Origin of the sequence: Pseudomonas protegens CHA0, assembly GCF_000397205.1 — a bacterium.
Taxonomy (GTDB): Bacteria; Pseudomonadota; Gammaproteobacteria; order Pseudomonadales; family Pseudomonadaceae; genus Aquipseudomonas; species Aquipseudomonas protegens.
In genome coordinates, this window is sequence record NC_021237.1 from 466,101 (window position 1) to 488,596 (window position 22,496).

Genomic DNA, 22,496 nt, shown 5'->3' on the forward strand with positions numbered 1-22,496 from the left:
CCACCGCTCTCTGTAGGAGCCAGCTTGCTGGCCAAGCATGCACCGCGGTGCATCAGGCACACCGCCTCGCAAGCCCGCTCGCTCCTACAGGGGAAATCGTCTGCAGTGCCCACTAGAGGTTCGACGTCCATGGCTTTAGCGAATGATCGTGCAAGCAACAAACCGTTGATCGAAAGGCGTTCGATCGACTACATCCCGGAAGCGGAAAGACACGGTCGTCTCTTGAGTCAATTCACCCTGTGGTTGGGCGCCAACCTGCAGATCACCGCCATTGTCACCGGCGCCCTGGCAGTGGTCCTGGGCGGTGATGTGTTCTGGTCGCTGATCGGCTTGCTGGTCGGTCAGTTGCTGGGGGGCGGGGTCATGGCCCTGCATGCCGCCCAGGGCCCGCAACTGGGGCTGCCGCAGATGATCTCCAGCCGCGTGCAGTTCGGCGTGTACGGTGCGGTGATTCCCCTGGTGCTGGTGTGCCTGATGTACGTCGGCTTTTCCGCCAGCGGTTCGCTGCTGGCGGGGCAGGCTGTGGCGCAACTGCTGCACGTCGAAGACTGGGCCGGCATCTTGCTGTTCGCCGGCTCGATCATGGTCTTCACCATTTTCGGCTACCGGGTCATCCACGGCATCGGGCGGATCGCCAGCGTGCTTGGCGTGGTGGCCTTCATCTACCTGTTCTACAAGCTGCTGGCAGGCAACGACATCGCGGCCCTGCTCGGCAACAAGCATTTTTCCCTGGCCAGCTTCCTGCTGGCGGTATCGCTGTCGGCCTCCTGGCAGATCGCCTTCGGCCCTTATGTGGCGGACTACTCGCGCTACCTGCCGCGCAGCACCTCGGCGGCGAAAACCTTCTGGGCCGTAGGCCTGGGTTCGGTGATCGGGGCCCAGGCCGCGATGGTCTTCGGGGTCTTCGCGGCGGCCCTGGCCGGGTCCCAGTTCGCCCACCACGAGGTGTCGTTCATCGTCAGCCTCGGCGGTACCGGTATCGTCGCCGGCCTGCTGTATTTCGCCGTGGCCTTCGGCAAGGTCACGGTGACCACGCTGAATGCCTACGGCAGCTTCATGTCGATCGCCACCATCATCAGCGGCTTTCGCGGCAGCCGGCATATCGGCAGCGGTGTGCGCCTGTTCTACATCTTCATCATGGTCTCGCTTGCCGCCACCCTGGCACTGTTGGGCAAGGATTCGTTCCTCAAGGATTTCTCCGCCTTCATCCTGTTCCTGCTGGCGTTCTTCACGCCCTGGAGTGCGATCAACCTGGTGGATTTCTACTGCATTACCAAGGAGCGCTATGACATCCCCGCGCTGTCCAATCCGGACGGTCGCTACGGCCGCTGGAATGTCATGGGCATCAGTATCTATGTGTTCGGCGTGCTGATTCAGATGCCGTTCATTTCCACCCACTTCTACACCGGCCCCCTGGTGGCGAGCCTCGGAGATACCGACATCTCCTGGATCATCGGCCTGGTGGTGCCCGCGGCGTTGTACTACGCCTGTGCGAAGAAGTGGCATGGCGCGGTGCCCGAGCACCTGATCCTGCCAATAGAGCAGGGCGCGCCCACCGAACAAAAAACGAGTGGGACCACCCGCGCTGCAGCGGTATGAGTCTTGATTGGACGTGGACAGGGCTGGATGCCTCTTAACTGCCGTAAGCCAACTCATGATTAGGAGCGTCACACAATGAAAATGCATAAGACCCTGCTGACCACGTTGCTGTCCATGGGCCTGCTGGTCGCTTCCGGCGCCCAGGCCGCGGGCTGGTGCGAGTCGGGCAAGGCGGTGAAGTTCGCCGGCCTGAACTGGGAAAGCGGCATGTTGCTGACCGACGTGCTGCAACTGGTCCTGGAGAAGGGCTACGGCTGCAAGACCGACAGCCTGCCGGGCAACTCCATCACCATGGAAAACGCCCTGGGCAGCAATGACATCCAGATCTTCGCCGAAGAGTGGGTGGGCCGCAGCGAGGTGTGGAACAAGGCCGAGAAGGCCGGCAAGGTGGTGGGCGTCGGCGCGCCGGTGGTGGGTGCTGTCGAAGGCTGGTACGTCCCGCGCTACGTGATCGAAGGCGACGCCAAGCGCAAGCTCGAAGCCAAGGCCCCGGACCTGAAGAACATTGCCGACCTGGGCAAGTACGCCAGCGTGTTCAAGGACCCGGAAGAACCGAGCAAGGGGCGTTTCTACAACTGCCCGGCGGGCTGGACCTGCGAGCTGGACAACAGCGAGATGCTCAAGAGCTACGGCCTGGAAAGCAGCTACACCAACTTCCGCCCGGGCACCGGCCCGGCCCTGGATGCGGCGGTACTGTCGAGCTACAAGCGCGGCGAGCCGATCCTCTTCTACTACTGGTCGCCGACCCCTCTGATGGGCCAGGTGGACCTGGTCAAGCTCGATGAGAAACCTGGCGTCGACAAGAGCGTGAGCATCAAGGTCGGCTTGTCCAGAGTCTTCCACGACGAGGCCCCGGAGCTGGTGGCGGTACTGGAAAAGGTCAACCTGCCGATCGACCTGCTCAACCAGAATCTGGCGCGCATGAGCCGTGAGCGCATCGAGTCGCCGAAACTGGCGAAACTCTTTCTCAAGGAACATCCTGAAGTCTGGCACCCATGGGTCAGTGAAGAGGCCGCCGGGAAAATCGACGCGGCCCTGTAGCCCGGGCTTTTCCGGCGGCTCCAAGGGCCGTCGGGAACCGGACAGCAACCTCCTTTGAGCGAGAGTTTCCTATGTTTCCAGAAAGCTTCACGTTTTCCATCGCCGATTGGGTCAACGGCTGGGTCGACGCCCTGGTGACCCATTATGGCGATGTGTTCCGGCACATTTCCGACACCCTGCTGTGGGCCATCGTCAACCTCGAAGGCCTGCTGCGCATGGCGCCCTGGTGGCTGATGCTGGCGATTGTCGGCGGTATCGCCTGGCACGCCACCCGCAAGCTGCTGACCACCGCGGTGATCGTCGGCCTGCTGTTCCTGGTGGGCGCGGTGGGTCTGTGGGACAAGCTGATGCAGACCCTGGCGCTGATGCTGGTGGCCACCCTGATCTCGGTGCTGATCGGCATCCCCCTGGGGATCCTCTCGGCCCGCAGCAACCGCCTGCGCTCAGTGCTGATGCCGCTCTTGGACATCATGCAGACCATGCCCAGCTTCGTGTACCTGATCCCGGTGCTGATGCTGTTCGGCCTGGGCAAGGTGCCGGCGATCTTCGCTACGGTGATCTACGCCGCGCCGCCCTTGATCCGCCTCACCGACCTGGGGATCCGCCAGGTGGACGGCGAGGTGATGGAGGCGATCAACGCCTTCGGCGCCAACCGCTGGCAGCAGCTGTTCGGTGTGCAACTGCCCCTGGCCCTGCCGAGCATCATGGCCGGGATCAACCAGACCACGATGATGGCCCTGTCGATGGTGGTGATCGCCTCGATGATCGGTGCCCGTGGCCTGGGCGAGGATGTGCTGGTGGGGATCCAGACCCTCAACGTCGGGCGCGGCCTGGAAGCGGGGCTGGCGATCGTGATTCTGGCGGTGGTGATCGACCGCATTACCCAGGCCTACGGTCGTCCGCGCCATGAGGTGAGCAAATGAGCAGCGCTGCCATCAGCAAGATCGAAGTGAGGAACGTCTTCAAGATTTTCGGCAGTCGCCCTGCCGATGCCCTGGCGATGATCCGCCAAGGCAAGGGCAAGGACCAGGTGCTGGCCGAGACCGGCTGTGTGGTCGGGGTCAACGACCTGTCCCTGAGCATCGGCACCGGCGAGATCTTCGTCATCATGGGCCTGTCCGGCTCTGGCAAGTCGACCCTGGTGCGCCACTTCAACCGCCTGATCGACCCCACCAGCGGCGCGATCCTGGTGGACGGCGAGGACATCCTGCAATACGACATGGAGGCCCTGCGCCAGTTTCGCCGGCACAAGATCAGCATGGTGTTCCAGAGCTTCGGCCTGCTGCCCCACCGCAATGTGCAGGACAATGTTGCCTACGGCCTCAAGGTGCGCGGCGAGAGCAAGGCACTGTGTGCCGAGCGTGCCTTGCACTGGATCAACACCGTGGGCCTCAAGGGCTACGAGAACAAGTACCCGCACCAGCTGTCCGGCGGCATGCGCCAGCGGGTCGGCCTGGCCCGGGCCCTGGCGGCGGACACCGACATCATTCTCATGGACGAGGCCTTCAGCGCCCTCGACCCGCTGATCCGCGCAGAAATGCAGGACCAGTTGCTGGAGCTGCAGAAGACGCTGCACAAGACCATCGTCTTCATCACCCATGACCTGGACGAGGCCGTGCGCATCGGCAACCGCATCGCGATCCTCAAGGACGGCCGCCTGATCCAGGTGGGCACGCCCAGGGAGATCCTGCATTCACCGGCGGATGAGTACGTCGACCGTTTCGTCCAGCGTCGTGCCGCGACGGTGTAGTTCAACAGCCCACAAGCCCCGGGCCCGTAGGAGCTGGCTTGCCAGCGAAGAGGCCCCCGGATTTCACCACGAGGTTAACGATGTTCCAGGCTGAAAAGATCGTAGTCGCCGACGCCCCCCTGGGTTGGCAGGATGTTGTCGCCGTCGCCCGCCACGGTGCTGAGCTCGAACTCTCGGAGCAGGCCTGGGCGCGGATCGACAATGCCCAGGCCATCGTGCGCAAAGTGGTGGACAGCGGCGAGCGCGCCTATGGCATCAGCACCGGCCTTGGGGCCTTGTGCAATGTGTTGCTGGCCGGCGAGCAGCTCAGCCAGCTGTCGCGCAATACCCTGCTCAGCCATGCCTGCGGAGTTGGCCCGGTGCTGGCCGACGAACAGACCCGGGCGATCATCTGTGCGGCCATCATCAACTACAGCCACGGCAAGTCCGGGATCCACCGGCAGGTGGTCCAGGCGCTGCTGGCGCTGCTCAATCGCGGGATCACCCCGCAGGTGCCGTCGCAGGGTTCGGTGGGCTACCTGACCCACATGGCCCATATCGGCGTGGCGCTGCTCGGCGTCGGTCAGGTCAGCTATCGCGGGCACATCGTCAGCGCCGAGCAGGCCCTGGCCGAGGAAGGGCTGCAAGCGGTGCAACTGGGGGCCAAGGATGGTCTGTGCCTGGTCAACGGCACGCCGTGCATGACCGGCCTCGGTTGCCTGGCCCTGGCCGATGCCAGCCGCCTGTTGCAGTGGGCCGACGTGATCGGCGCCATGAGCTTCGAGGCCCTGCGCGGCCAGATCGCCGCCTTTGATGCCGAGATCATCGCCCTCAAGGCGCACCCCGGCATGCAGGTGGTGGGCAGCAACCTGCGGGCCTTGCTCGACCGCAGCGAGGTGATCGCTTCCAGCAAGGGCATCCGTACCCAGGACGCCCTGAGCATCCGCTCGATTCCCCAGGTGCACGGTGCTGCCCGGGATCAACTGGCCCATGCGGCCAGGCAGGTGGAAACCGAGCTCAATGCCGCCACCGACAATCCGTTGCTGCTGGGCACCCCGGACAACTATCGGGTGGTGTCCCAGGCCAACCCCCACGGCCAATCGGTGGCCCTGGCGGCGGACGTGCTGGCGATTGCCATGGCCGAGATCGGCTCCATCGCCGAGCGCCGCCTGGACCGCCTGATCAACCCCCATGTCAGTGGCCTGCCGGCGTTCCTGGTGGCCGAGCCCGGGGTCAACTCCGGGATGATGATCGTGCAGTACGTGGCGGCCTCGCTGTGCGCGCAGAACCGCCAGCTGGCACAGCCGGCGGTGCTCGACAACTTCGTCACCTCGGGCCTGCAGGAAGACCACCTGAGCCTGGGCACCAACGCCGCCCTGAAGCTGCTGCAGGTGCTGGAAAACTGCACCCAGATCCTCGCCATCGAGTACCTGCTGGCGGCCCAGGCATTCGAATTTCTCAAGGAGCAGCGCTTCGGCACCGGCACCGGCATTGCCTGGTGCCTGCTGCGCGAGCGGGTTCCGGCCTACGACCAGGACCGCTGGCTGGCCCCGGATATCGCCAGCGTGGCGGCCTTGCTCAAGGACCCGCGATTGCTCAACAAACGCTTTTCCAAGGTGCAATAAAACGGATTTCCCCATCGCCAGCGTGCCAAGGCGCCACCTGCTCAAGCTGCGGGTGGCGACGGACAACGGAAGCTTCCGGAGCGACTGGCTAGTTATTACAAAACTCTCAAAAGGAGCATGAATGTGACTGCGCTAAACCTGATTCCCGGCCAACTGACCCTGGCCCAACTGCGGACCATCTATCAGCAGCCGCTGACCCTGACCCTGGATGGCAGCGCCTCGGCGCAGATCGACGCCAGCGTCGCCTGTGTCGAGCAGATCCTCGCCGAGAATCGTACTGCCTATGGCATCAACACCGGTTTTGGCCTGCTGGCCTCGACCCGCATTGCCAGCGCCGACCTGGAAAACCTTCAGCGCTCGCTGGTGCTGTCCCACGCCGCCGGTGTTGGCGAGCCTATCAGCGATGACCTGGTACGCCTGATCATGGTGCTCAAGGTCAACAGCCTGAGCCGTGGCTTCTCCGGGATCCGCCGCCAGGTGATCGACGCCTTGATCGCCCTGATCAACGCCGAGGTCTACCCGCACATCCCGCTCAAGGGCTCGGTGGGTGCTTCCGGCGACCTGGCGCCTTTGGCCCACATGTCCCTGGTGCTGCTGGGCGAGGGCAAGGCGCGCTACAAGGGGCAGTGGCTGGAAGCGACAGCGGCCCTGGAAGTGGCCGGCCTCAAGCCGTTGACCCTGGCCGCCAAGGAAGGCCTGGCGCTGCTCAACGGCACCCAGGTTTCCACCGCATACGCCTTGCGCGGTCTGTTCGAGGGCGAAGACCTGTTCGCCGGCGCCCTGGTGTGCGGCGGCCTGACCGTGGAAGCGGTGCTGGGTTCGCGCTCGCCATTCGACCCGCGGATTCACGCCGCTCGTGGTCAGCGCGGGCAGATCGATACCGCCGCGGCCTATCGCGCGTTGCTGGGGGACAGCACCGAGGTATCCGCGTCGCACAAGAACTGCGACAAGGTCCAGGACCCGTATTCCCTGCGTTGCCAGCCACAAGTGATGGGCGCCTGCCTGACCCAGTTGCGCCAGGCTGCCGAAGTGCTGGTGGTGGAAGCCAACGCCGTGTCGGACAACCCGCTGGTGTTCGCCGCCGAAGGTGACGTGATTTCCGGTGGCAACTTCCACGCCGAGCCGGTGGCCATGGCCGCCGACAACATGGCCCTGGCCATCGCCGAGATCGCCTCTCTGAGCGAACGGCGGATCTCGCTGATGATGGACAAGCACATGTCCCAACTGCCGCCGTTCCTGGTGGCCAATGGCGGGGTCAACTCCGGCTTCATGATCGCCCAGGTCACCGCCGCGGCCCTGGCCAGCGAGAACAAAGCCCTGGCCCACCCGCACTCGGTGGACAGCATCCCTACCTCTGCCAACCAGGAAGACCACGTCTCCATGGCCCCGGCCGCCGGCAAGCGCTTGTGGGAAATGGCCGAGAACACCCGTGGTGTCCTGGCTGTGGAATGGCTGGCGGCCTGCCAGGGGCTGGACCTGCGCGAAGGCCTGAAAACCTCGCCGACCCTGGAAAAGGCCCGTGCCACCTTGCGCGAGAAAGTGGCGTACTACGAGAAGGACCGCTTCTTTGCACCGGACATCAACGCCGCCAGTGAGTTGCTGGCTTCGCGTTGCCTGAACGGGCTGCTGCCAGCCCGGTTGTTGCCGAGCCTGTAATGCACGCCGGGCCGCCAGGCAGCTTCGCGCTCGGCGTGGAGCTGCGGCCCGTGCTGGTTGGCTTTACCTGCAAGACAGGCGCGGAGCGTCTGCTTCCTCCGCCCCGCACCCCTGCGCGGGGCGGACTTGTCCGATAACAATAAAAGGGACGATGACATGCAATCGCAAGACAGTGGACTACGCCGAGGGCTGACAGCCCGCCATATACGCTTCATGGCCTTGGGGTCGGCCATCGGTACAGGATTGTTCTACGGTTCGGCCTCGGCCATCCAGATGGCCGGGCCCGCCGTGTTGCTGGCCTACCTGATCGGTGGCGCGGCGGTTTTCATGGTGATGCGCGCCCTCGGGGAGATGGCCGTGCACAACCCGGTGTCCGGTTCGTTCGGGCATTACGCCAGCCAGTACCTGGGGCCGTTGCCGGGCTTCATCCTGGGGTGGACCTACGCCTTCGAGATGTTGATCGTGTGCCTGGCGGACGTGACTGCCTTTGGCATCTACATGGGCTTCTGGTTTCCCGAAGTGGCGCGCTGGATCTGGGTGCTGGGCATCGTGCTGTTCATCGGTGGCCTGAACCTGTGCAACGTCAAGGTGTTCGGCGAGATGGAGTTCTGGCTGTCGCTGCTCAAGGTCGGGGCGATCGTCGCGATGATCCTGGGGGGCTTGGGCATCATGCTCTTCGGTATCAGCAGCGCCGCGCAGGACCAGGCCACTGGCGCCGCCAACCTCTGGGCCCACGGAGGCTTCATGCCCAATGGCATCAGTGGGGTGATCGCCTCGTTTGCCGTGGTGATGTTTGCCTTTGGCGGCATCGAGATCATCGGGGTCACTGCGGGCGAGGCCCAGGACCCGAAGCGGGTCATTCCCAAGGCGATCAATGCCGTGCCGCTGCGTATCCTGCTGTTCTACGTGCTGACCCTGTTCGTGCTGATGTCGATTTTCCCCTGGCCGCAGATCGGTACCCAGGGCAGCCCGTTCGTGCAGATCTTTGACAGCCTGGGCATCAGCTCGGCCGCCACTATCCTCAATATCGTGGTGATTTCGGCGGCGGTATCGGCCATCAACAGCGACATCTTCGGCGCCGGCCGGATGATGTATGGCCTGGCCCGGCAAGGGCAGGCGCCCAAGGGCTTTGCCCAGGTGTCCAAGCACGGGGTGCCGTGGATGACCGTGGTGGTGATGGCCGTGACTCTGTTGATCGGGGTGGTGCTGAACTACCTGATCCCGGAAAACATCTTCCTGCTGATCGCTTCCCTGGCCACGTTCGCCACGGTCTGGGTGTGGCTGATGATTCTCCTGACTCACGTGGCCATGCGCCGTTCGATGACCGCCGAGCAGGTGGCCCAGTTGCAGTTCAAGGTGCCATTCTGGCCTTGGGCCCCGGCGGCGGCCATTGCCTTCATGCTGTTCATCTTCGGCGTGCTGGGCTATTTCCCGAAAACCCAGGGAGCGCTGATCGTCGGCGTAGTGTGGATCGCTCTACTGATCGTGGCCTATATGCTGTGGGTCAAGCCCATGGCGGGGCAGGCCCAGGCGATCATGAGCGACGCTCCTTTACCTACTGACCATTAATGGAGGTTGGATGAAAACTCTTTGGCAACACTGCAACGTCGCCAGCATGGCCTCGGGTGTTTACTCGATCATCGAGGATGCGGCCATGGTGACGTCAGGGGCGCACATCGAGTGGATCGGCCGGCGCTCGGAGGCGCCGGCCGGCGACTACGCCCAGGTCAATGACCTGGCTGGAGCCTGGGTAACCCCGGGCTTTATCGATTGCCACACCCACACGGTATTTGGCGGCAACCGCAGTGGTGAGTTCGAGCAGCGCCTGCAAGGGGTGAGCTATGCCGAGATCGCCGCTGCCGGCGGTGGTATCGCCAGTACCGTACGGGCTACTCGGGCCGCCACCGAGGAGGAACTGTTCGGCAGCGCCCGCAAGCGTCTGCTGAGCCTGTTGCGCGATGGCGTGACCAGCGTCGAGATCAAGTCCGGCTACGGCCTGGACCTGGCCAGCGAGCGCAAGATCCTGCGGGTGATCCGTCGCCTGGGCGAAGAGTTGCCGGTCAGCGTGCGCAGCACCTGCCTGGCGGCCCACGCCCTGCCGCCGGAATACGCCGAGCGCAGCGATGCCTACATCGAGCATATCTGCAGCGAGATGCTCCCGGCCCTGGCGGCCGAGGGGCTGGTGGACGCGGTGGATGCCTTCTGTGAATACCTGGCGTTCTCCCCGGAGCAGGTGGAGCGGGTGTTCATTGCCGCGCAACAGCTCGGCCTGCCGGTCAAGCTGCACGCCGAGCAACTGTCGTCGCTGCATGGTTCGAGCCTGGCGGCCCGCTACCATGCGCTGTCCGCCGATCACCTGGAGTTCATGACCGAGGAGGATGCAATAGCCATGGCGGCGTCCGGGACCGTGGCGGTGTTGCTGCCGGGGGCCTTCTATTTCCTCCGGGAAACCCAGCTGCCGCCAATGGAAGCCCTGCGCAAGCACGGGGTGAAGATCGCCGTGGCCAGCGACCTCAATCCCGGTACGTCACCGGCGTTGTCGCTGCGGCTGATGCTGAACATGGCCTGTACCTGTTTCCGTATGACCCCCGAGGAGGCCCTGGCCGGGGTTACCCTGCATGCGGCCCAGGCCCTGGGCATGGAAAAGACCCATGGTTCGCTGGAGGTGGGCAAGGTGGCGGACTTCGTCGCCTGGCAGATCGATCGTCCTGCCGACCTGGCCTACTGGCTGGGCGGCGATCTGGAAAAGCGCGTCGTGCGACACGGCGTTGAAGTGACTGTGTAGGAGAAGGGTTGTGGATAAGGTTCTGAATTTCAAACAAGGCCGGGTGCCGCTGCTGATCAGCATGCCCCACGCCGGTACGCGCCTGACCCCGGCGGTGGCGGCCGGGCTGGTGCCCCAGGCGCAGAGCCTGCCGGACACCGACTGGCACATTCCACGGCTGTACCAGTTCGCCCAGGAGCTGGGGGCCAGTACCCTGGCGGCCGAATATTCGCGTTTTGTCATCGACCTGAACCGCCCGTCCGATGACAAGCCCCTGTACGTGGGGGCCACCACGGGCCTGTACCCGGCCACCCTGTTCGACGGCGAGCCCTTGTTCGTCGAAGGTCAGGCGCCGTCCAGTGAGGAGCGCGAGCAGTACCTGCACGAGGTGTGGGGGCCTTACCACCGCACCCTCCAGGAAGAGCTGGCGCGGCTCAAGGCCGAATTCGGCTATGCCCTGCTGTTCGATGCCCACTCCATCCGCTCGCTGATCCCGCACCTGTTCGAAGGCAAGCTGCCGGACTTCAACCTCGGCACTTTCAATGGCGCCAGCTGCGATCCGCAACTGGCCAGCCGGCTGGAGGCGATCTGCGCCGGCCACGGCGGCTACACCCATGTGCTCAACGGGCGCTTCAAGGGCGGGCATATCACCCGCCACTACGGCAACCCGGCCGAGCATATCCATGCCGTGCAACTGGAGCTGGCACAGAGCGCCTACATGGAAGAGTTCGAACCGTTCCGCTATCGCGGGGACCTGGCAGCACCGACCCAGGTGGTGCTCAAGGAATTGCTCCAGGGGCTGCTGGCCTGGGGGCAGGAACGTTACGCCTGACAGCAAGCGCTCCTACAGCGGGTACACGCCTTTGTGTAGGAGCGCGCTTGCTCGCGAAGCGCCTTCGACCCCCGCGCAAACCTGCAAACAACCCTGTTTTCTCCAAGGACATGCTCATTGCGTAATTCGGGTTTATGATGCCGGACGGCAGAATAAATGTAGTCCCCGCCAGGGATGAACCCGACCTCCACGGAGCGCGTAATGCAGACTTTGTACCCGCAGATCAAACCCTATGCCCGGCACGATCTGGCCGTCGACGAGCCGCACGTGCTGTATGTCGACGAAAGTGGTTCACCGGAAGGTTTGCCGGTGGTGTTCATTCATGGCGGGCCGGGGGCGGGCTGCGATGGGGCCAGCCGCTGCTACTTCGACCCGAATCTGTACCGCATCGTCACGTTCGACCAGCGCGGTTGCGGGCGTTCCACCCCCCACGCCAGCCTGGAAAACAACACCACCTGGGACCTGGTGGCGGACCTTGAGCGCATTCGCCAGCACCTGGGCATCGACAAGTGGGTGCTGTTTGGCGGCTCCTGGGGTTCGACCCTGGCCCTGGCCTATGCCCAGACCCACCCGGAGCGCGTGCTCGGCCTGATCGTGCGGGGCATCTTCCTTGCCCGGCCCCAGGAGATCCAGTGGTACTACCAGTGTGGCGCCAGCCGCCTGTTCCCCGACTACTGGCAGGACTATGTGGCGCCGATTCCCCTGGAAGAGCGGCATGACCTGGTCAGCGCCTTCCACAAGCGCCTGACCGGCACCGACCAGATCGCCCAGATGCATGCGGCCAAGGCCTGGTCGGGCTGGGAAGGGCGCACCGCGACCCTGCGCCCCAACCCGTTGGTGGTGGACCGTTTCTCCGAGCCGCAGCGGGCGCTGTCGATTGCCCGGATCGAATGCCATTACTTCACCAACAACGCCTTCCTCGAACCTGACCAGCTGATCCGCGACATGGGCAAGATCGCCCATCTGCCCGGGGTCATCGTCCATGGCCGCTACGATGTGATCTGCCCGCTGGACAACGCCTGGGAGCTGCATCAGGCCTGGCCCAACAGCGAGCTGCAGGTGATCCGCGACGCTGGCCACGCCGCCTCCGAGCCGGGCATCACCGATGCTCTGGTACGCGCCACCGACCAGATGGCGCGCCGTCTGCTCGACCTGCCGCCCGAAGAAGCATGAAGGGCCTGTTGCAGCGCGTGCGTGGCGCGCGGGTGGAAGTCGCCGGGGAAATAGTCGGCGCGGTGGACCAGGGATTGCTGGTACTGGTGGCGGTGGAGCCCGAGGACACCCGGGCCAGTGCCGACAAACTCCTGCATAAGCTGCTTAACTATCGGGTGTTCAGTGATGCCGAGGGCAAGATGAACCTGTCCCTGGCGGATGTGCAGGGCGGCTTGCTGCTGGTGTCGCAATTCACCCTGGCGGCAGACACCAAGAGCGGGCTGCGCCCGAGCTTTTCCACAGCCGCGCCGCCGGCCCTTGGCGAAGAGCTTTTTGACTACCTGGTAGTGAAGGCGCAACAGTTGCATGGCAAAGTGGCATCAGGGCGTTTTGGCGCGGACATGCAGGTGCACCTGGTCAATGATGGCCCGGTAACCTTCCTGTTACAGACCTGAAAACGCCTGAAACAGCTTTTTCCACCGATTTGGGCCGGAAACTGCTGTTTTTCGCGATAAATACTTTGTTACCCCTGATGCGTTGTAACGCGGGCTACTAGATAATCGCGCGCTACGGGGATCAGCGTTCGTTGGTCCATTTTGACTTAAGTAGAGACTTGTCCACGGCCGTTTGGGGAATCATTTAGCCCCATCGGAGTCGGAACAATGCTCGCCAACCTGGCATATAGATAGCTGGCCGTTGGTTTTTTGATCTGTTTTCGGCGAGGGTTGCTCGTGATTGTTAGTCCCTGTAATGCACCAAACTTGTTTGCCAAACGGTTACGAAACGCACTGGTGACGGGCTCTGCGCTGGTCTGCCTGCTCGGCGCCGGTCAACTCATGGCATTCAATCTGGATGATGTATCGGTCAAGGCCAAGGACCTGGCCGGGCAGAAGTACGAGGCCCCGCGCAGTAACCTGCCGAACGAGTTCCGTGAGATGAAGTTCGCGGATTACCAAAAAATCCGCTTCCTCACCGAAAAAGCCGAATGGGCCGACCAGAAGACCCCGTTCAAGCTGTCGTTCTACCACCAGGGCATGCACTTCGACACGCCGGTGAAGATCAACGAGATCAGCGCCAACACCGTTACCGAGATCAAGTACGACCCGAACCGTTTCGATTTCGGCGACGTGAAGTTCGATCCCAAGGCCACCGAGAAGCTCGGCTACGCCGGTTTCCGCGTGCTGTACCCGATCAACAAGGCTGACAAGCAAGACGAGATCATGACCATGCTCGGCGCGAGCTATTTCCGCGTCGTTGGCAAGGGCCATACCTATGGCCTGTCCGCCCGGGGCCTGGCAATCGACACCGCCCTGCCATCCGGCGAGGAATTCCCGCGTTTCAGCGAGTTCTGGATCCAGCAGCCCAAGGCTACCGACAAGCACCTGGTGATCTACGCCCTGCTGGATTCGCCACGGGCCACCGGCGCCTATCGCCTGACCCTGCGGCCGGGCGCCGACACCATTGTCGACGTCAAGGCCCGGGTGTTCCTGCGTGACAAGGTCGGCAAGCTGGGCCTGGCCCCGCTGACCAGCATGTACCTGTTCGGCGCCAACCAGCCGTCGAAGGTCCTCAACTACCGTCGCGAACTGCATGACTCCAGCGGCCTGTCGATCCACGCCGGCAATGGCGAATGGATCTGGCGCCCGCTGAACAACCCGAAACATCTGGCCGTGAGCAACTTCTCGGTGGAGAACCCGCGTGGTTTCGGCCTGCTCCAGCGTGGCCGCGACTTCAGCCACTATGAAGACCTCGACGACCGCTACGACAAGCGCCCAAGCGCCTGGATCGAGCCCAAGGGCGACTGGGGCAAGGGCACCGTCGACCTGGTAGAGATCCCGACCGCGGACGAAACCAACGACAACATCGTGGCGTTCTGGAACCCGGAAAAGCAGCCTGAGCCAGGCCAGCCGCTGGATTTCGCCTATCGCCTGCACTGGACCATCGACGAAGCCGCCCTGCATTCCCCTGACAGCGCCTGGGTACAGCAGACCCTGCGCTCCACCGGTGACGTCAAGCAGTCCAACCTGATCCGTCAGCCCGACGGCAGCGTGGCCTACCTGGTGGACTTCGAAGGCCCGTCCCTGGCGGCATTGCCGGAAAACGCCGACGTTCGCAGCCAGGTCAGCGTAGGTGACAACGCCGAGCTAGTGGAAAACAGCGTTCGCTACAACCCGGAAACCAAGGGCTGGCGCCTGACCCTGCGGATGAAGATCAAGGACGCGAGCAAGTCCACCGAGATGCGTGCCGCTCTGGTCCGCGACATTGCGCAGCCCGAGCCGGCCAAGGCCTCGACGCCGAACTCCAACTCCTCCATCGCCAAGGCCGACAAGATCGCCGCCAAGCAGCAGGAGAAGAAAGAGAAGGAAGCCGCAGCGGCAGCCGCCAAGCAGGCGCAAGCCCAGCCGGGCAAAGAGGCTAAAGACGCCAAGAACGCCAAGGACAAGGACCACAAAGACGCCAAGCAGCCTGCTGCTGCGGACGCGGCCCCAGCCACACCGGAACCGGTTAAAACGGAGCAAGTCCTGACCGAGACCTGGAGCTATCAGTTGCCTGCCGATGAGTAACTCTCAACTACAGCCAGAGTCTCTTGCCGAGTACCTGGCGCATTTGCCGATGTCGGACCAGCAGCGCGCGGAACTCGCGGGCTGCCAGTCCTTCAGCGAATTGCACCAACGCCTGTCGTCCAGCACCTTCGATGGCCCCACCGATGCCGCCCAGGCCTCGGTGGGCCAGCGCCTGACCCTGAGCACCGCCGCTGAGCTGGAAGAAGCGGAAATGCTCGCGGTGGACGCCGAGGGCCGGGTCTGCCTCAAGGCCACGCCACCGATCCGCCGCACCAAGGTGGTCCCGGAGCCGTGGCGCACCAATATCCTGGTGCGCGGCTGGCGGCGCCTGACCGGGCGTACCAACCCGCCAGCGCCGAAGAAGGACGAACGGGTACTGCCGGCCGCTCGCTGGCGTACCGTCGGTTCTATCCGCCGCTACATCCTGCTGGTGCTGATGCTCGGCCAGACCATCGTCGCCGGCTGGTACATGAAAGGCATCATGCCGTACCAGGGCTGGTCCTTCGTCGACCTGGAAGAGGTCATGCACCAGCCGCTGATGCAGACCGCCCAGCAAGTGCTGCCCTATGCCCTGCAGACCAGCATCCTGATTCTGTTCGGGATCCTGTTCTGCTGGGTCTCGGCAGGTTTCTGGACCGCGCTGATGGGCTTCCTGGAACTGCTGACCGGCCACGACAAGTACCGCATCTCCGGGGCCAGCGCCGGCAACGAGCCGATTCCCAAGGATGCGCGCACCGCACTGGTGATGCCGATCTGCAACGAAGACGTGCCCCGGGTGTTTGCCGGCCTGCGCGCGACCTTCGAGTCGGTGGCGGCCACCGGTGACCTGGACCGTTTCGACTTCTTCGTCCTCAGCGACAGCAACGACAGCGATATCTGTGTGGCCGAGCAGCAGGCCTGGCTGGATGTCTGCCGCGAAGCCAAGGGCTTCGGCAAGATCTTCTATCGCCGCCGTCGCCGCCGAGTGAAACGCAAGAGCGGCAACCTCGACGACTTCTGCCGTCGCTGGGGCGGTGACTACAAGTACATGGTCGTGCTCGACGCTGACAGCGTGATGAGCGGCGAATGCCTGACCAGCCTGGTACGCCTGATGGAAGCCACGCCGGACGCGGGGATCATCCAGACCGCGCCACGGGCCTCGGGCATGGACACCCTGTATGCGCGCATGCAGCAGTTCGCCACCCGGGTCTACGGCCCGCTGTTCACCGCCGGCCTGCACTTCTGGCAGTTGGGGGAATCCCACTACTGGGGGCACAACGCGATCATCCGCATGCAGCCGTTCATCGAGCACTGTGCCCTGGCGCCGTTGCCGGGCAAGGGTGCCTTCGCCGGTGCGATCCTCTCCCACGACTTCGTCGAAGCCGCGCTGATGCGCCGTGCCGGTTGGGGCGTGTGGATTGCCTACGACCTGCCGGGCAGCTACGAAGAGCTGCCGCCGAACCTGCTGGACGAACTCAAGCGTGACCGGCGCTGGTGCCACGGCAACCTGATGAACTTCCGCCTGTTTCTGGTCAAGGGCATGCACCCGGTGCACCGCGCGGTGTTCCTCACCGGGGTGATGTCCTACCTGTCGGCGCCGCTGTGGTTCTTCTTCCTGGTGCTGTCCACGGCCCTGCTGGCGGTCAACACCCTGATGGAGCCGCAGTACTTCCTCGAGCCGCGGCAGCTGTATCCGCTGTGGCCGCAGTGGCATCCGGACAAGGCCATCGCGCTGTTCTCCACCACCATCGTGCTGCTGTTCCTGCCCAAGCTCTTGAGCATCATCCTGATCTGGGCCAAGGGTGCGAAAGAGTTCGGTGGCAAGTTCAAGGTGACCCTGTCGATGCTCCTGGAGATGCTGTTCTCCATGCTGCTGGCGCCGGTGCGGATGATTTTCCACACCCGTTTCGTACTGGCCGCATTCCTGGGCTGGGCCGCGACCTGGAACTCGCCACAGCGTGACGACGACTCCACGCCGTGGAGCGAAGCGGTCAAGCGCCACGGTCCGCAGACCCTGCTGGGCTTCTGCTGGGCGCTGCTGGTGATCTGGTTGAACCCGAGCTTCCTCTGGTGGCTGGTACCGATCGTCGGTTCGTTGATGCTGTCGATCCCGGTGTCGGTGATCTCCAGCCGCGTGGGCCTGGGCCTGAAGTCCCGTGACGAAAGCCTGTTCCTGATCCCCGAGGAATACGCTCCGCCACAGGCGCTGCTGGCAACCGACCAGTACACCCATGAAAACCGCTGGCATGCGCTCAACGACGGCTTTGTCCGGGCCGTGGTGGATCCGCAGCAGAACGCCCTGGCCTGTGCCCTGGCGACCTCGCGCCACACCCAGGCCGAGCCCATCGAGTGGCTGCGCCAGGAGCGTGTACGGCATGCTCTGAAAGTCGGCCCGGCGGCCCTGAACAACAGCGAGCGGCTGGCGCTGTTGAGCGACCCGGTAGCCCTGGGGCGCCTGCACGAGCAGGTCTGGAGCGAGGGGCACAGCGAATGGCTGAGCGCCTGGCGCCAGTCGGTGGATGCCGATCCCCATGCACCGCTGCTGCCGTTGCAGCCGCTGAACGCGGCGCCGCAACCGGCCTGAAGCCAACGCCCTTGAGCTCTTGCTCAAGGGCGTTTTGCTTTATGGCGCCAATGGCCGCCTACGCCTTGCCGGAGGCTGTGGCAGCGGCCACCGGTCGCTCCCCCTGAAACAACAAAAATCCTTGTGCAAATGGCCGAGTGCGTTAGCATCGCACCCGCAAATTTCTGCGCGCAATCGACAACGGCCTGCCATTCGAAGCACTCAAGCAGATGACCGCCGTGCGCAGACACCACAATAAAATGGCTTCAGGGGACTTGAGATGAAGAAGTATCTTTCGCTGCTGCTGGCAGGCGCCGCCGCCATGCTGGCGGTCACTACCGCCCAGGCCGGCGCCATCGATGACGCGGTCAAGCGCGGTACGCTGAAAGTCGGCATGGACCCGACCTACATGCCGTTCGAAATGACCAACAAGCGTGGCGAAATCATCGGTTTCGAAGTCGATCTGCTCAAGGCCATGGCCAAGTCCATGGGGGTCAAGCTGGAGATGGTTTCCACTGGCTACGACGGCATCATCCCGGCCCTGCTGACCGACAAGTTCGACATGATCGGCAGCGGCATGACCCTGACCCAGGAACGCAACCTGCGCCTGAACTTCAGCGAACCCTTCATCGTGGTCGGCCAGACCCTGCTGATTCGCAAGGACCTGGAAGGCACCATCAAGTCCTACAAGGACCTGAACAGCGCCGACTACCGCATCACCTCCAAGCTGGGCACCACCGGTGAGATGGTCGCCAAGAAGCTGATCGCCAAGGCCAAGTACCACGGCTACGACAACGAGCAGGAAGCGGTGCTGGACGTGGTCAACGGCAAGGCCGACGCCTTCATCTACGACGCTCCGTACAACGTGGTGGCCGTCAACAAAGTGGGCAATGGCAAGCTGGTCTTCCTCGACAAGCCGTTCACCTACGAGCCCCTGGCCTTCGGTTTGAAGAAGGGCGATTACGACAGCATCAACTTCATCAACAACTTCCTGCACCAGATCCACGAAGACGGCACCTACGATCGCATCCATGACAAGTGGTTCAAGAGCACCGAGTGGCTCAAGGACATGGAATAGGTGTCAGGCAACTGACTTCTGGTTGATCGCGAGCAAGCTCGCTCCTACAGGGCGCATAGCGTTTTTGTAGGAGCGAGCCTGCTCGCGACGATGCCCACCCGGGCTCTGCCGAACCTCCCCGCTGCAAACCGCTGGAACCTGCAAAGTGAACAAACAGAAAAAAGCCCAATGGCCCTGGCACGTACTGACCGTGCTGGTGCTGATCGGCCTGGCCGGCGCCCTGTACTACGCCACCTCGCTGATGTCCTACGAGTGGCGCTGGAACCGTGTCCCCCAGTACTTCGCCTATCAGGCCGAAGAGTCCCAGCGGGCGGCGGAAATCTCCACCGTCGCCGAGGTGGTGCGCCAGGGCGGCAAGGCACAAGTCACGCTGCGCGGTGACTCGGGTGCCGAGCAGCATCTGAGCGTCGATGAAAGCAGCTTGCAGGTGGCTAGCGGCGATGACGTGGCCGAAGGCGATGTCATCGGCGTGACCCGGCACTGGGCCGCGGGCCCGCTGTTGTGGGGCCTGTGGACCACCTTGTGGCTGTCGGTGGTGTCCGGCGTGCTGGGGCTGTTGATCGGCCTGGGTACCGGCCTGTGCCGGTTGTCCAGCAACCCGACCCTGCGCGACCTGTCGACGATCTATGTCGAACTGGTGCGGGGCACGCCGCTGCTGGTGCAGATCTTCATCTTCTATTTCTTTATTGGCACGGTGCTCAATCTGTCCCGGGAGTTCGCCGGGATCGCCGCGCTGTCGCTGTTTACCGGGGCCTATGTGGCGGAAATCGTTCGCGCCGGGGTGCAGTCCATCGCCCGCGGGCAGAACGAAGCCGCTCGCTCCCTGGGGCTCAGCGCCGGCCAGTCGATGCGCCATGTGGTGCTGCCCCAGGCCTTCAAGCGGGTGCTGCCGCCGCTGGCCGGGCAGTTCATCAGCCTGGTCAAGGACACCTCCCTGGTGTCGGTGATCGCCATTACCGAACTGCTCAAAAGCGGCCGGGAAGTCATCACCACGTCGTTCTCGCCATTCGAGATCCTGTTCTGCGTGGCAGGCCTGTATTTGTTGATCAACCTGCCGCTGTCGAAGATGGCCAGCCGGCTTGAGCGGAGGCTCGCGCAAAGTGATTGAAGTCCGCGATCTGGTAAAAGTCTTCGACACCCGCGGCCAGGTGGTGCGCGCGGTGGATAACGTCACCACCCAGGTGGCCAAGGGCGAGGTGCTGGTGGTGATCGGCCCGTCCGGCTCCGGCAAGTCGACCTTCCTGCGTTGCCTCAATGGCCTTGAAGAGTTCGATTCCGGCTCGGTGAGCATCGACGGCCTGCAACTGGCCGACCCGAGGACCGATGTGAACGCCTACCGCCGGGAAGTCGGCATGGTGTTCCAGCACTTCAACCTGTTCCCGCACATGACCGTGCTGGAAAACCTCTGCCTGGCGCAGAAGGTGGTACGCAAGCGCGGCAAGCAGGAGCGCGAGGCCAAGGCCCTGGCGTTGCTGGAAAAGGTCGGGATCGCCCAGAAGGCCCACGAGTTTCCTTCGCGGCTTTCCGGTGGCCAGCAGCAGCGTGTGGCCATCGCCCGGGCCCTGGCCATGGAACCCAAGGTGATGCTGTTCGACGAGCCGACCTCGGCCCTGGACCCGGAAATGGTCGGCGAGGTGCTGGATGTGATGAAGACCCTGGCCCTGGAAGGCATGACCATGGTCTGCGTGACCCACGAAATGGGCTTTGCCCGGGAAGTGGCGGATCGGGTGCTGTTCTTCGATCACGGCAAACTACTGGAAGACGCGGCGCCGCAGGTGTTCTTCGACGCGCCGCAAGACCCGCGGGCCCAGGCTTTCCTGCGCCAGGTGCTGTAAGGCCGGCTCCTGCATTTCCCGGTAGGAGCCGGCTTGCCGGCGAAGCGGCTCAGACCCGGAAACGCCCCACCAGGCTTTGCAGGTGAATCCCCAGCCGCGCCAGCTCGGCGCTGGACGCGGCGGTTTCCTCGCTGGCCGATGACGTCTGTTCAGACACATCCCGCACATTCAACACGCTGCGGTTGATCTCTTCCGCCACCGCGCTCTGCTGCTCTGCTGCCGCGGCGATCTGCTGGTTCATCGCCTGGATCGCCGACACGGTACGGGTGATGTTTTCCAGGGAACCACCAGCCCGGCGTGTCAGCTCGACACTGCTGTCGGTCAGGCTGCGGCTGGTATCCAGGGTGCTGGCCACCTGCTGGGTGCCGCTTTGCAGGCCAACGATGAGTTCAGCGATTTCTTCGGTGGATTGCTGGGTACGTTGCGCCAGGCTGCGGACTTCATCTGCCACCACGGCAAAACCCCGCCCGGCTTCACCGGCCCGGGCGGCCTCGATGGCGGCGTTCAGGGCCAGCAGGTTGGTCTGCTGGGCCACCGACTTGATCACATCCAGGACGCTGCCGATCTTGTCGCTTTCCTGCTTGAGATGGCCCATGGCCTCGGTGGAATGGCCCACCTCGCTGGCCAGGCGCTCGATCTGGGCGATGGCTTCGTTCACCACCCGGTCACCCTCGCGGGCCTGCTGGTCGGCCGCCACAGCGGCCTCGGAGGCCTCCTCGGCGTTGCGCGCCACTTCCTGCACGGTGGCGGCCATTTCGTTCATGGCCGTGGCCACCTGGTCGGTCTCGACTTTCTGGCTGTTGACCCCGGCGCTGGTCTGCTCGGTCACCGCGGACAGTTGCTCGGCGGCGCTGGCGATCTGGGTCACCCCGTCGCTGATGCCGCCGATCAGTTCCCGCAGGCTCACCGTCATGCGCTGCATGGCTTTCTGCAGTTGGCCCAGTTCGTCGCGGCGCTCCACGGCGAGGTTCTGGCTCAGGTCCCCGGAAGCCACGCGCTCGGCGGCCTTGAGGGTCTGCTGCAGCGGCTGGGTGATCTGCCGGGTGATGGCCCAGGCGGCGATCAGGCCGAACAGCATGGCCAGCAAGGTGGCGATCAGCAGGGTGCTCTTGGCTTGCGCGGCGTCGCTGTCACGCTTGGTGGTCTGGGCCACGGTCAGCTGCTTGCTCAGGTCCATCAGCCGGTCGCCCTGGGCGGCCATGCGCTTGAGCGCAGCCGCGCTGGCTTCTTCGGCGTCGCTGTAGGCGCTGACGGCCATCCGGTAGGCCTTCAGCGAGTCGCTGGCCTGTTGCAGGTTGGCAACGTGCTGCTCGGGCAGGCGCGAAGGCAGGCTGGTGAGGTTGTTCAGGGCGTTGTCGATGGCGTCCAGCGCCGGCTGCTTGGCCTCGGGCTTGGCGCTGTAGGTGTAGCCGCGTACCTGGAAGCGTGCCTGCTGGATCAGCTTGGACAGGTCGATCACGCTATTGAACTGCGCCACGCTGTCGCCTTGCAGCAGTGAGTTTTCAACCTCCGCGACCCGGGCCACGGCATTGTCCGCGGTGGCGCCAAGCTGGGACCTCGCAGCCTCGCGGTTGGCGGTGGCGCGAGTCATGTCGGCAAAGGCTTTCTGGTATTCGGCCACGGCGTCCAGTTGCTGGTCGACCATGGTGATGCTTTCCGGTTGCTGCAGTTGCGCGCGAGCGTCCTGCAGGCCGTCGTCGAGTTGCTTGAGGAAGTCGTTGACCGCTGCCGGGCCGTGTTCACCGCGGCTCATCTCGTAGTTGAGGCGGGCGATGCGCAGGTCCTTGGTCAGGGCGTAGATAACGGAAATATTGCCCAGTTTGTCGCCCCGGTCGATCACCCGGCTCAGGCCGGTCCAGCCGGTGGCGGTGATCAGCAGGGTCAGGAGCAGTACCAGGCCGAAGCCGATACCCAGCTTGAGGCTGACGCTTACGTTTCCCAGGTTTCTGGCTAGCCAACGGTACATTCTGCGAACTCCCTTTTAGCAATGTGCGCTTAACCATAGGCTATCGGCGGGAGTGGGGGATTCTGTAGCTTGACTGGCTAGTTGCCATTACGACCGTGAGGTCCGGCTGGCCA

General features: G+C 63.9%; 17 protein-coding genes and 1 pseudogene. 16 read left to right on the forward strand and 2 right to left on the reverse strand.

The genetic code is table 11. The features are described from left to right. The first annotated feature begins 129 nt into the window (after positions 1 to 129). The 16 genes from PFLCHA0_RS02045 (at position 130) to PFLCHA0_RS02120 (ending at position 20,417) form a co-directional block, all read left to right on the forward strand. Positions 130 to 1,599, forward strand: coding sequence for a purine-cytosine permease family protein (locus PFLCHA0_RS02045; RefSeq protein WP_015633845.1), 1,470 nt, complete (start codon positions 130 to 132; stop codon positions 1,597 to 1,599). 75 nt (positions 1,600 to 1,674) lie between these two features. After that, on the forward strand, positions 1,675 to 2,640 hold the full coding sequence (locus PFLCHA0_RS02050; protein WP_015633846.1) for an ABC transporter substrate-binding protein: 966 nt from the start codon (positions 1,675 to 1,677) through the stop codon (positions 2,638 to 2,640). Positions 2,641 to 2,711: 71 nt separating this feature from the next. Beyond that, complete coding sequence (locus tag PFLCHA0_RS02055) at positions 2,712 to 3,563, forward strand: ABC transporter permease (RefSeq protein ID WP_011058779.1); 852 nt, start codon at positions 2,712 to 2,714, stop codon at positions 3,561 to 3,563. Next, the gene (locus tag PFLCHA0_RS02060; protein ID WP_011058780.1) at positions 3,560 to 4,390 is read left to right on the forward strand and encodes a quaternary amine ABC transporter ATP-binding protein; all 831 of its coding nucleotides are present in this window, start codon (positions 3,560 to 3,562) and stop codon (positions 4,388 to 4,390) included. The genes PFLCHA0_RS02055 and PFLCHA0_RS02060 overlap by 4 nt, the downstream gene beginning before the upstream one ends. Before the next feature lie 80 nt (positions 4,391 to 4,470). Further along, positions 4,471 to 5,994, forward strand: a complete 1,524-nt coding sequence (locus PFLCHA0_RS02065; protein WP_015633847.1) for an HAL/PAL/TAL family ammonia-lyase — start codon at positions 4,471 to 4,473, stop codon at positions 5,992 to 5,994. Positions 5,995 to 6,111: 117 nt separating this feature from the next. Beyond that, positions 6,112 to 7,650, forward strand: coding sequence for a histidine ammonia-lyase (gene hutH / locus PFLCHA0_RS02070; protein ID WP_015633848.1), 1,539 nt, complete (start codon positions 6,112 to 6,114; stop codon positions 7,648 to 7,650). Positions 7,651 to 7,806: 156 nt separating this feature from the next. Next, a complete protein-coding gene (locus PFLCHA0_RS02075) occupies positions 7,807 to 9,219 on the forward strand; it encodes an amino acid permease (protein WP_015633849.1) in 1,413 nt (470 codons plus the stop codon). 10 nt (positions 9,220 to 9,229) lie between these two features. Next, positions 9,230 to 10,435, forward strand: coding sequence for an imidazolonepropionase (hutI, locus tag PFLCHA0_RS02080; RefSeq protein WP_041115309.1), 1,206 nt, complete (start codon positions 9,230 to 9,232; stop codon positions 10,433 to 10,435). A gap of 10 nt (positions 10,436 to 10,445) precedes the next feature. After that, entirely contained in the window at positions 10,446 to 11,246 is an 801-nt protein-coding gene (hutG, locus tag PFLCHA0_RS02085; RefSeq protein WP_015633851.1) for an N-formylglutamate deformylase, read from the forward strand. 201 nt (positions 11,247 to 11,447) lie between these two features. Further along, positions 11,448 to 12,419: a prolyl aminopeptidase gene (pip, locus tag PFLCHA0_RS02090; protein ID WP_011058786.1), complete on the forward strand. Its 972-nt coding sequence runs from the start codon at positions 11,448 to 11,450 to the stop codon at positions 12,417 to 12,419. Continuing rightward, complete coding sequence (gene dtd, locus PFLCHA0_RS02095) at positions 12,416 to 12,853, forward strand: D-aminoacyl-tRNA deacylase (RefSeq protein WP_015633852.1); 438 nt, start codon at positions 12,416 to 12,418, stop codon at positions 12,851 to 12,853. The genes pip and dtd overlap by 4 nt, the downstream gene beginning before the upstream one ends. Before the next feature lie 276 nt (positions 12,854 to 13,129). Further along, a complete protein-coding gene (locus tag PFLCHA0_RS02100; protein WP_011058788.1) occupies positions 13,130 to 14,962 on the forward strand; it encodes a glucan biosynthesis protein G in 1,833 nt (610 codons plus the stop codon). Then, the gene (gene mdoH, locus PFLCHA0_RS02105; RefSeq protein WP_011058789.1) at positions 14,955 to 17,525 is read left to right on the forward strand and encodes a glucans biosynthesis glucosyltransferase MdoH; all 2,571 of its coding nucleotides are present in this window, start codon (positions 14,955 to 14,957) and stop codon (positions 17,523 to 17,525) included. Before PFLCHA0_RS02100 ends, mdoH begins: the two co-directional genes overlap by 8 nt. 259 nt (positions 17,526 to 17,784) lie before the next feature. Continuing rightward, positions 17,785 to 18,582: a transporter substrate-binding domain-containing protein gene (locus tag PFLCHA0_RS02110; RefSeq protein ID WP_015633853.1), complete on the forward strand. Its 798-nt coding sequence runs from the start codon at positions 17,785 to 17,787 to the stop codon at positions 18,580 to 18,582. Between the two features lie 145 nt (positions 18,583 to 18,727). Further along, positions 18,728 to 19,690 (forward strand): amino acid ABC transporter permease, encoded by a 963-nt coding sequence (locus tag PFLCHA0_RS02115; protein WP_015633854.1) that lies wholly within the window; start codon positions 18,728 to 18,730, stop codon positions 19,688 to 19,690. Further along, a complete protein-coding gene (locus PFLCHA0_RS02120) occupies positions 19,683 to 20,417 on the forward strand; it encodes an amino acid ABC transporter ATP-binding protein (RefSeq protein ID WP_011058792.1) in 735 nt (244 codons plus the stop codon). The genes PFLCHA0_RS02115 and PFLCHA0_RS02120 overlap by 8 nt, the downstream gene beginning before the upstream one ends. A 49-nt stretch (positions 20,418 to 20,466) precedes the next feature. Here PFLCHA0_RS02120 and PFLCHA0_RS32190 read toward each other — a convergent pair whose 3' ends face one another. Next, entirely contained in the window at positions 20,467 to 21,339 is an 873-nt protein-coding gene (locus PFLCHA0_RS32190) for a methyl-accepting chemotaxis protein (protein ID WP_370059461.1), read from the reverse strand. Further along, positions 21,322 to 22,383, reverse strand: a pseudogene (locus PFLCHA0_RS32195) (methyl-accepting chemotaxis protein); the annotation flags it as partial. The gene PFLCHA0_RS32190 and the pseudogene PFLCHA0_RS32195, both read right to left, overlap by 18 nt. Positions 22,384 to 22,496: the final 113 nt, after the last annotated feature.

Excerpts from the sequence above, each read along its gene's own strand:
- PFLCHA0_RS02045 (WP_015633845.1), top strand. The coding sequence starts at position 130 with ATGGCTTTAGCGAATGATCGTGCAAGCAACAAACCGTTGATCGAAAGG.
- PFLCHA0_RS02050 (WP_015633846.1), top strand. The coding sequence starts at position 1,675 with ATGAAAATGCATAAGACCCTGCTGACCACGTTGCTGTCCATGGGCCTG.
- PFLCHA0_RS02055 (WP_011058779.1), top strand. The coding sequence starts at position 2,712 with ATGTTTCCAGAAAGCTTCACGTTTTCCATCGCCGATTGGGTCAACGGC.
- PFLCHA0_RS02060 (WP_011058780.1), top strand. The coding sequence starts at position 3,560 with ATGAGCAGCGCTGCCATCAGCAAGATCGAAGTGAGGAACGTCTTCAAG.
- PFLCHA0_RS02065 (WP_015633847.1), top strand. The coding sequence starts at position 4,471 with ATGTTCCAGGCTGAAAAGATCGTAGTCGCCGACGCCCCCCTGGGTTGG.
- hutH (WP_015633848.1), top strand. The coding sequence starts at position 6,112 with ATGAATGTGACTGCGCTAAACCTGATTCCCGGCCAACTGACCCTGGCC.
- PFLCHA0_RS02075 (WP_015633849.1), top strand. The coding sequence starts at position 7,807 with ATGCAATCGCAAGACAGTGGACTACGCCGAGGGCTGACAGCCCGCCAT.
- hutI (WP_041115309.1), top strand. The coding sequence starts at position 9,230 with ATGAAAACTCTTTGGCAACACTGCAACGTCGCCAGCATGGCCTCGGGT.
- pip (WP_011058786.1), top strand. The coding sequence starts at position 11,448 with ATGCAGACTTTGTACCCGCAGATCAAACCCTATGCCCGGCACGATCTG.
- dtd (WP_015633852.1), top strand. The coding sequence starts at position 12,416 with ATGAAGGGCCTGTTGCAGCGCGTGCGTGGCGCGCGGGTGGAAGTCGCC.
- mdoH (WP_011058789.1), top strand. The coding sequence starts at position 14,955 with ATGAGTAACTCTCAACTACAGCCAGAGTCTCTTGCCGAGTACCTGGCG.
- PFLCHA0_RS02110 (WP_015633853.1), top strand. The coding sequence starts at position 17,785 with ATGAAGAAGTATCTTTCGCTGCTGCTGGCAGGCGCCGCCGCCATGCTG.
- PFLCHA0_RS32190 (WP_370059461.1), bottom strand. The coding sequence starts at position 21,339 with ATGCAGCGCATGACGGTGAGCCTGCGGGAACTGATCGGCGGCATCAGC.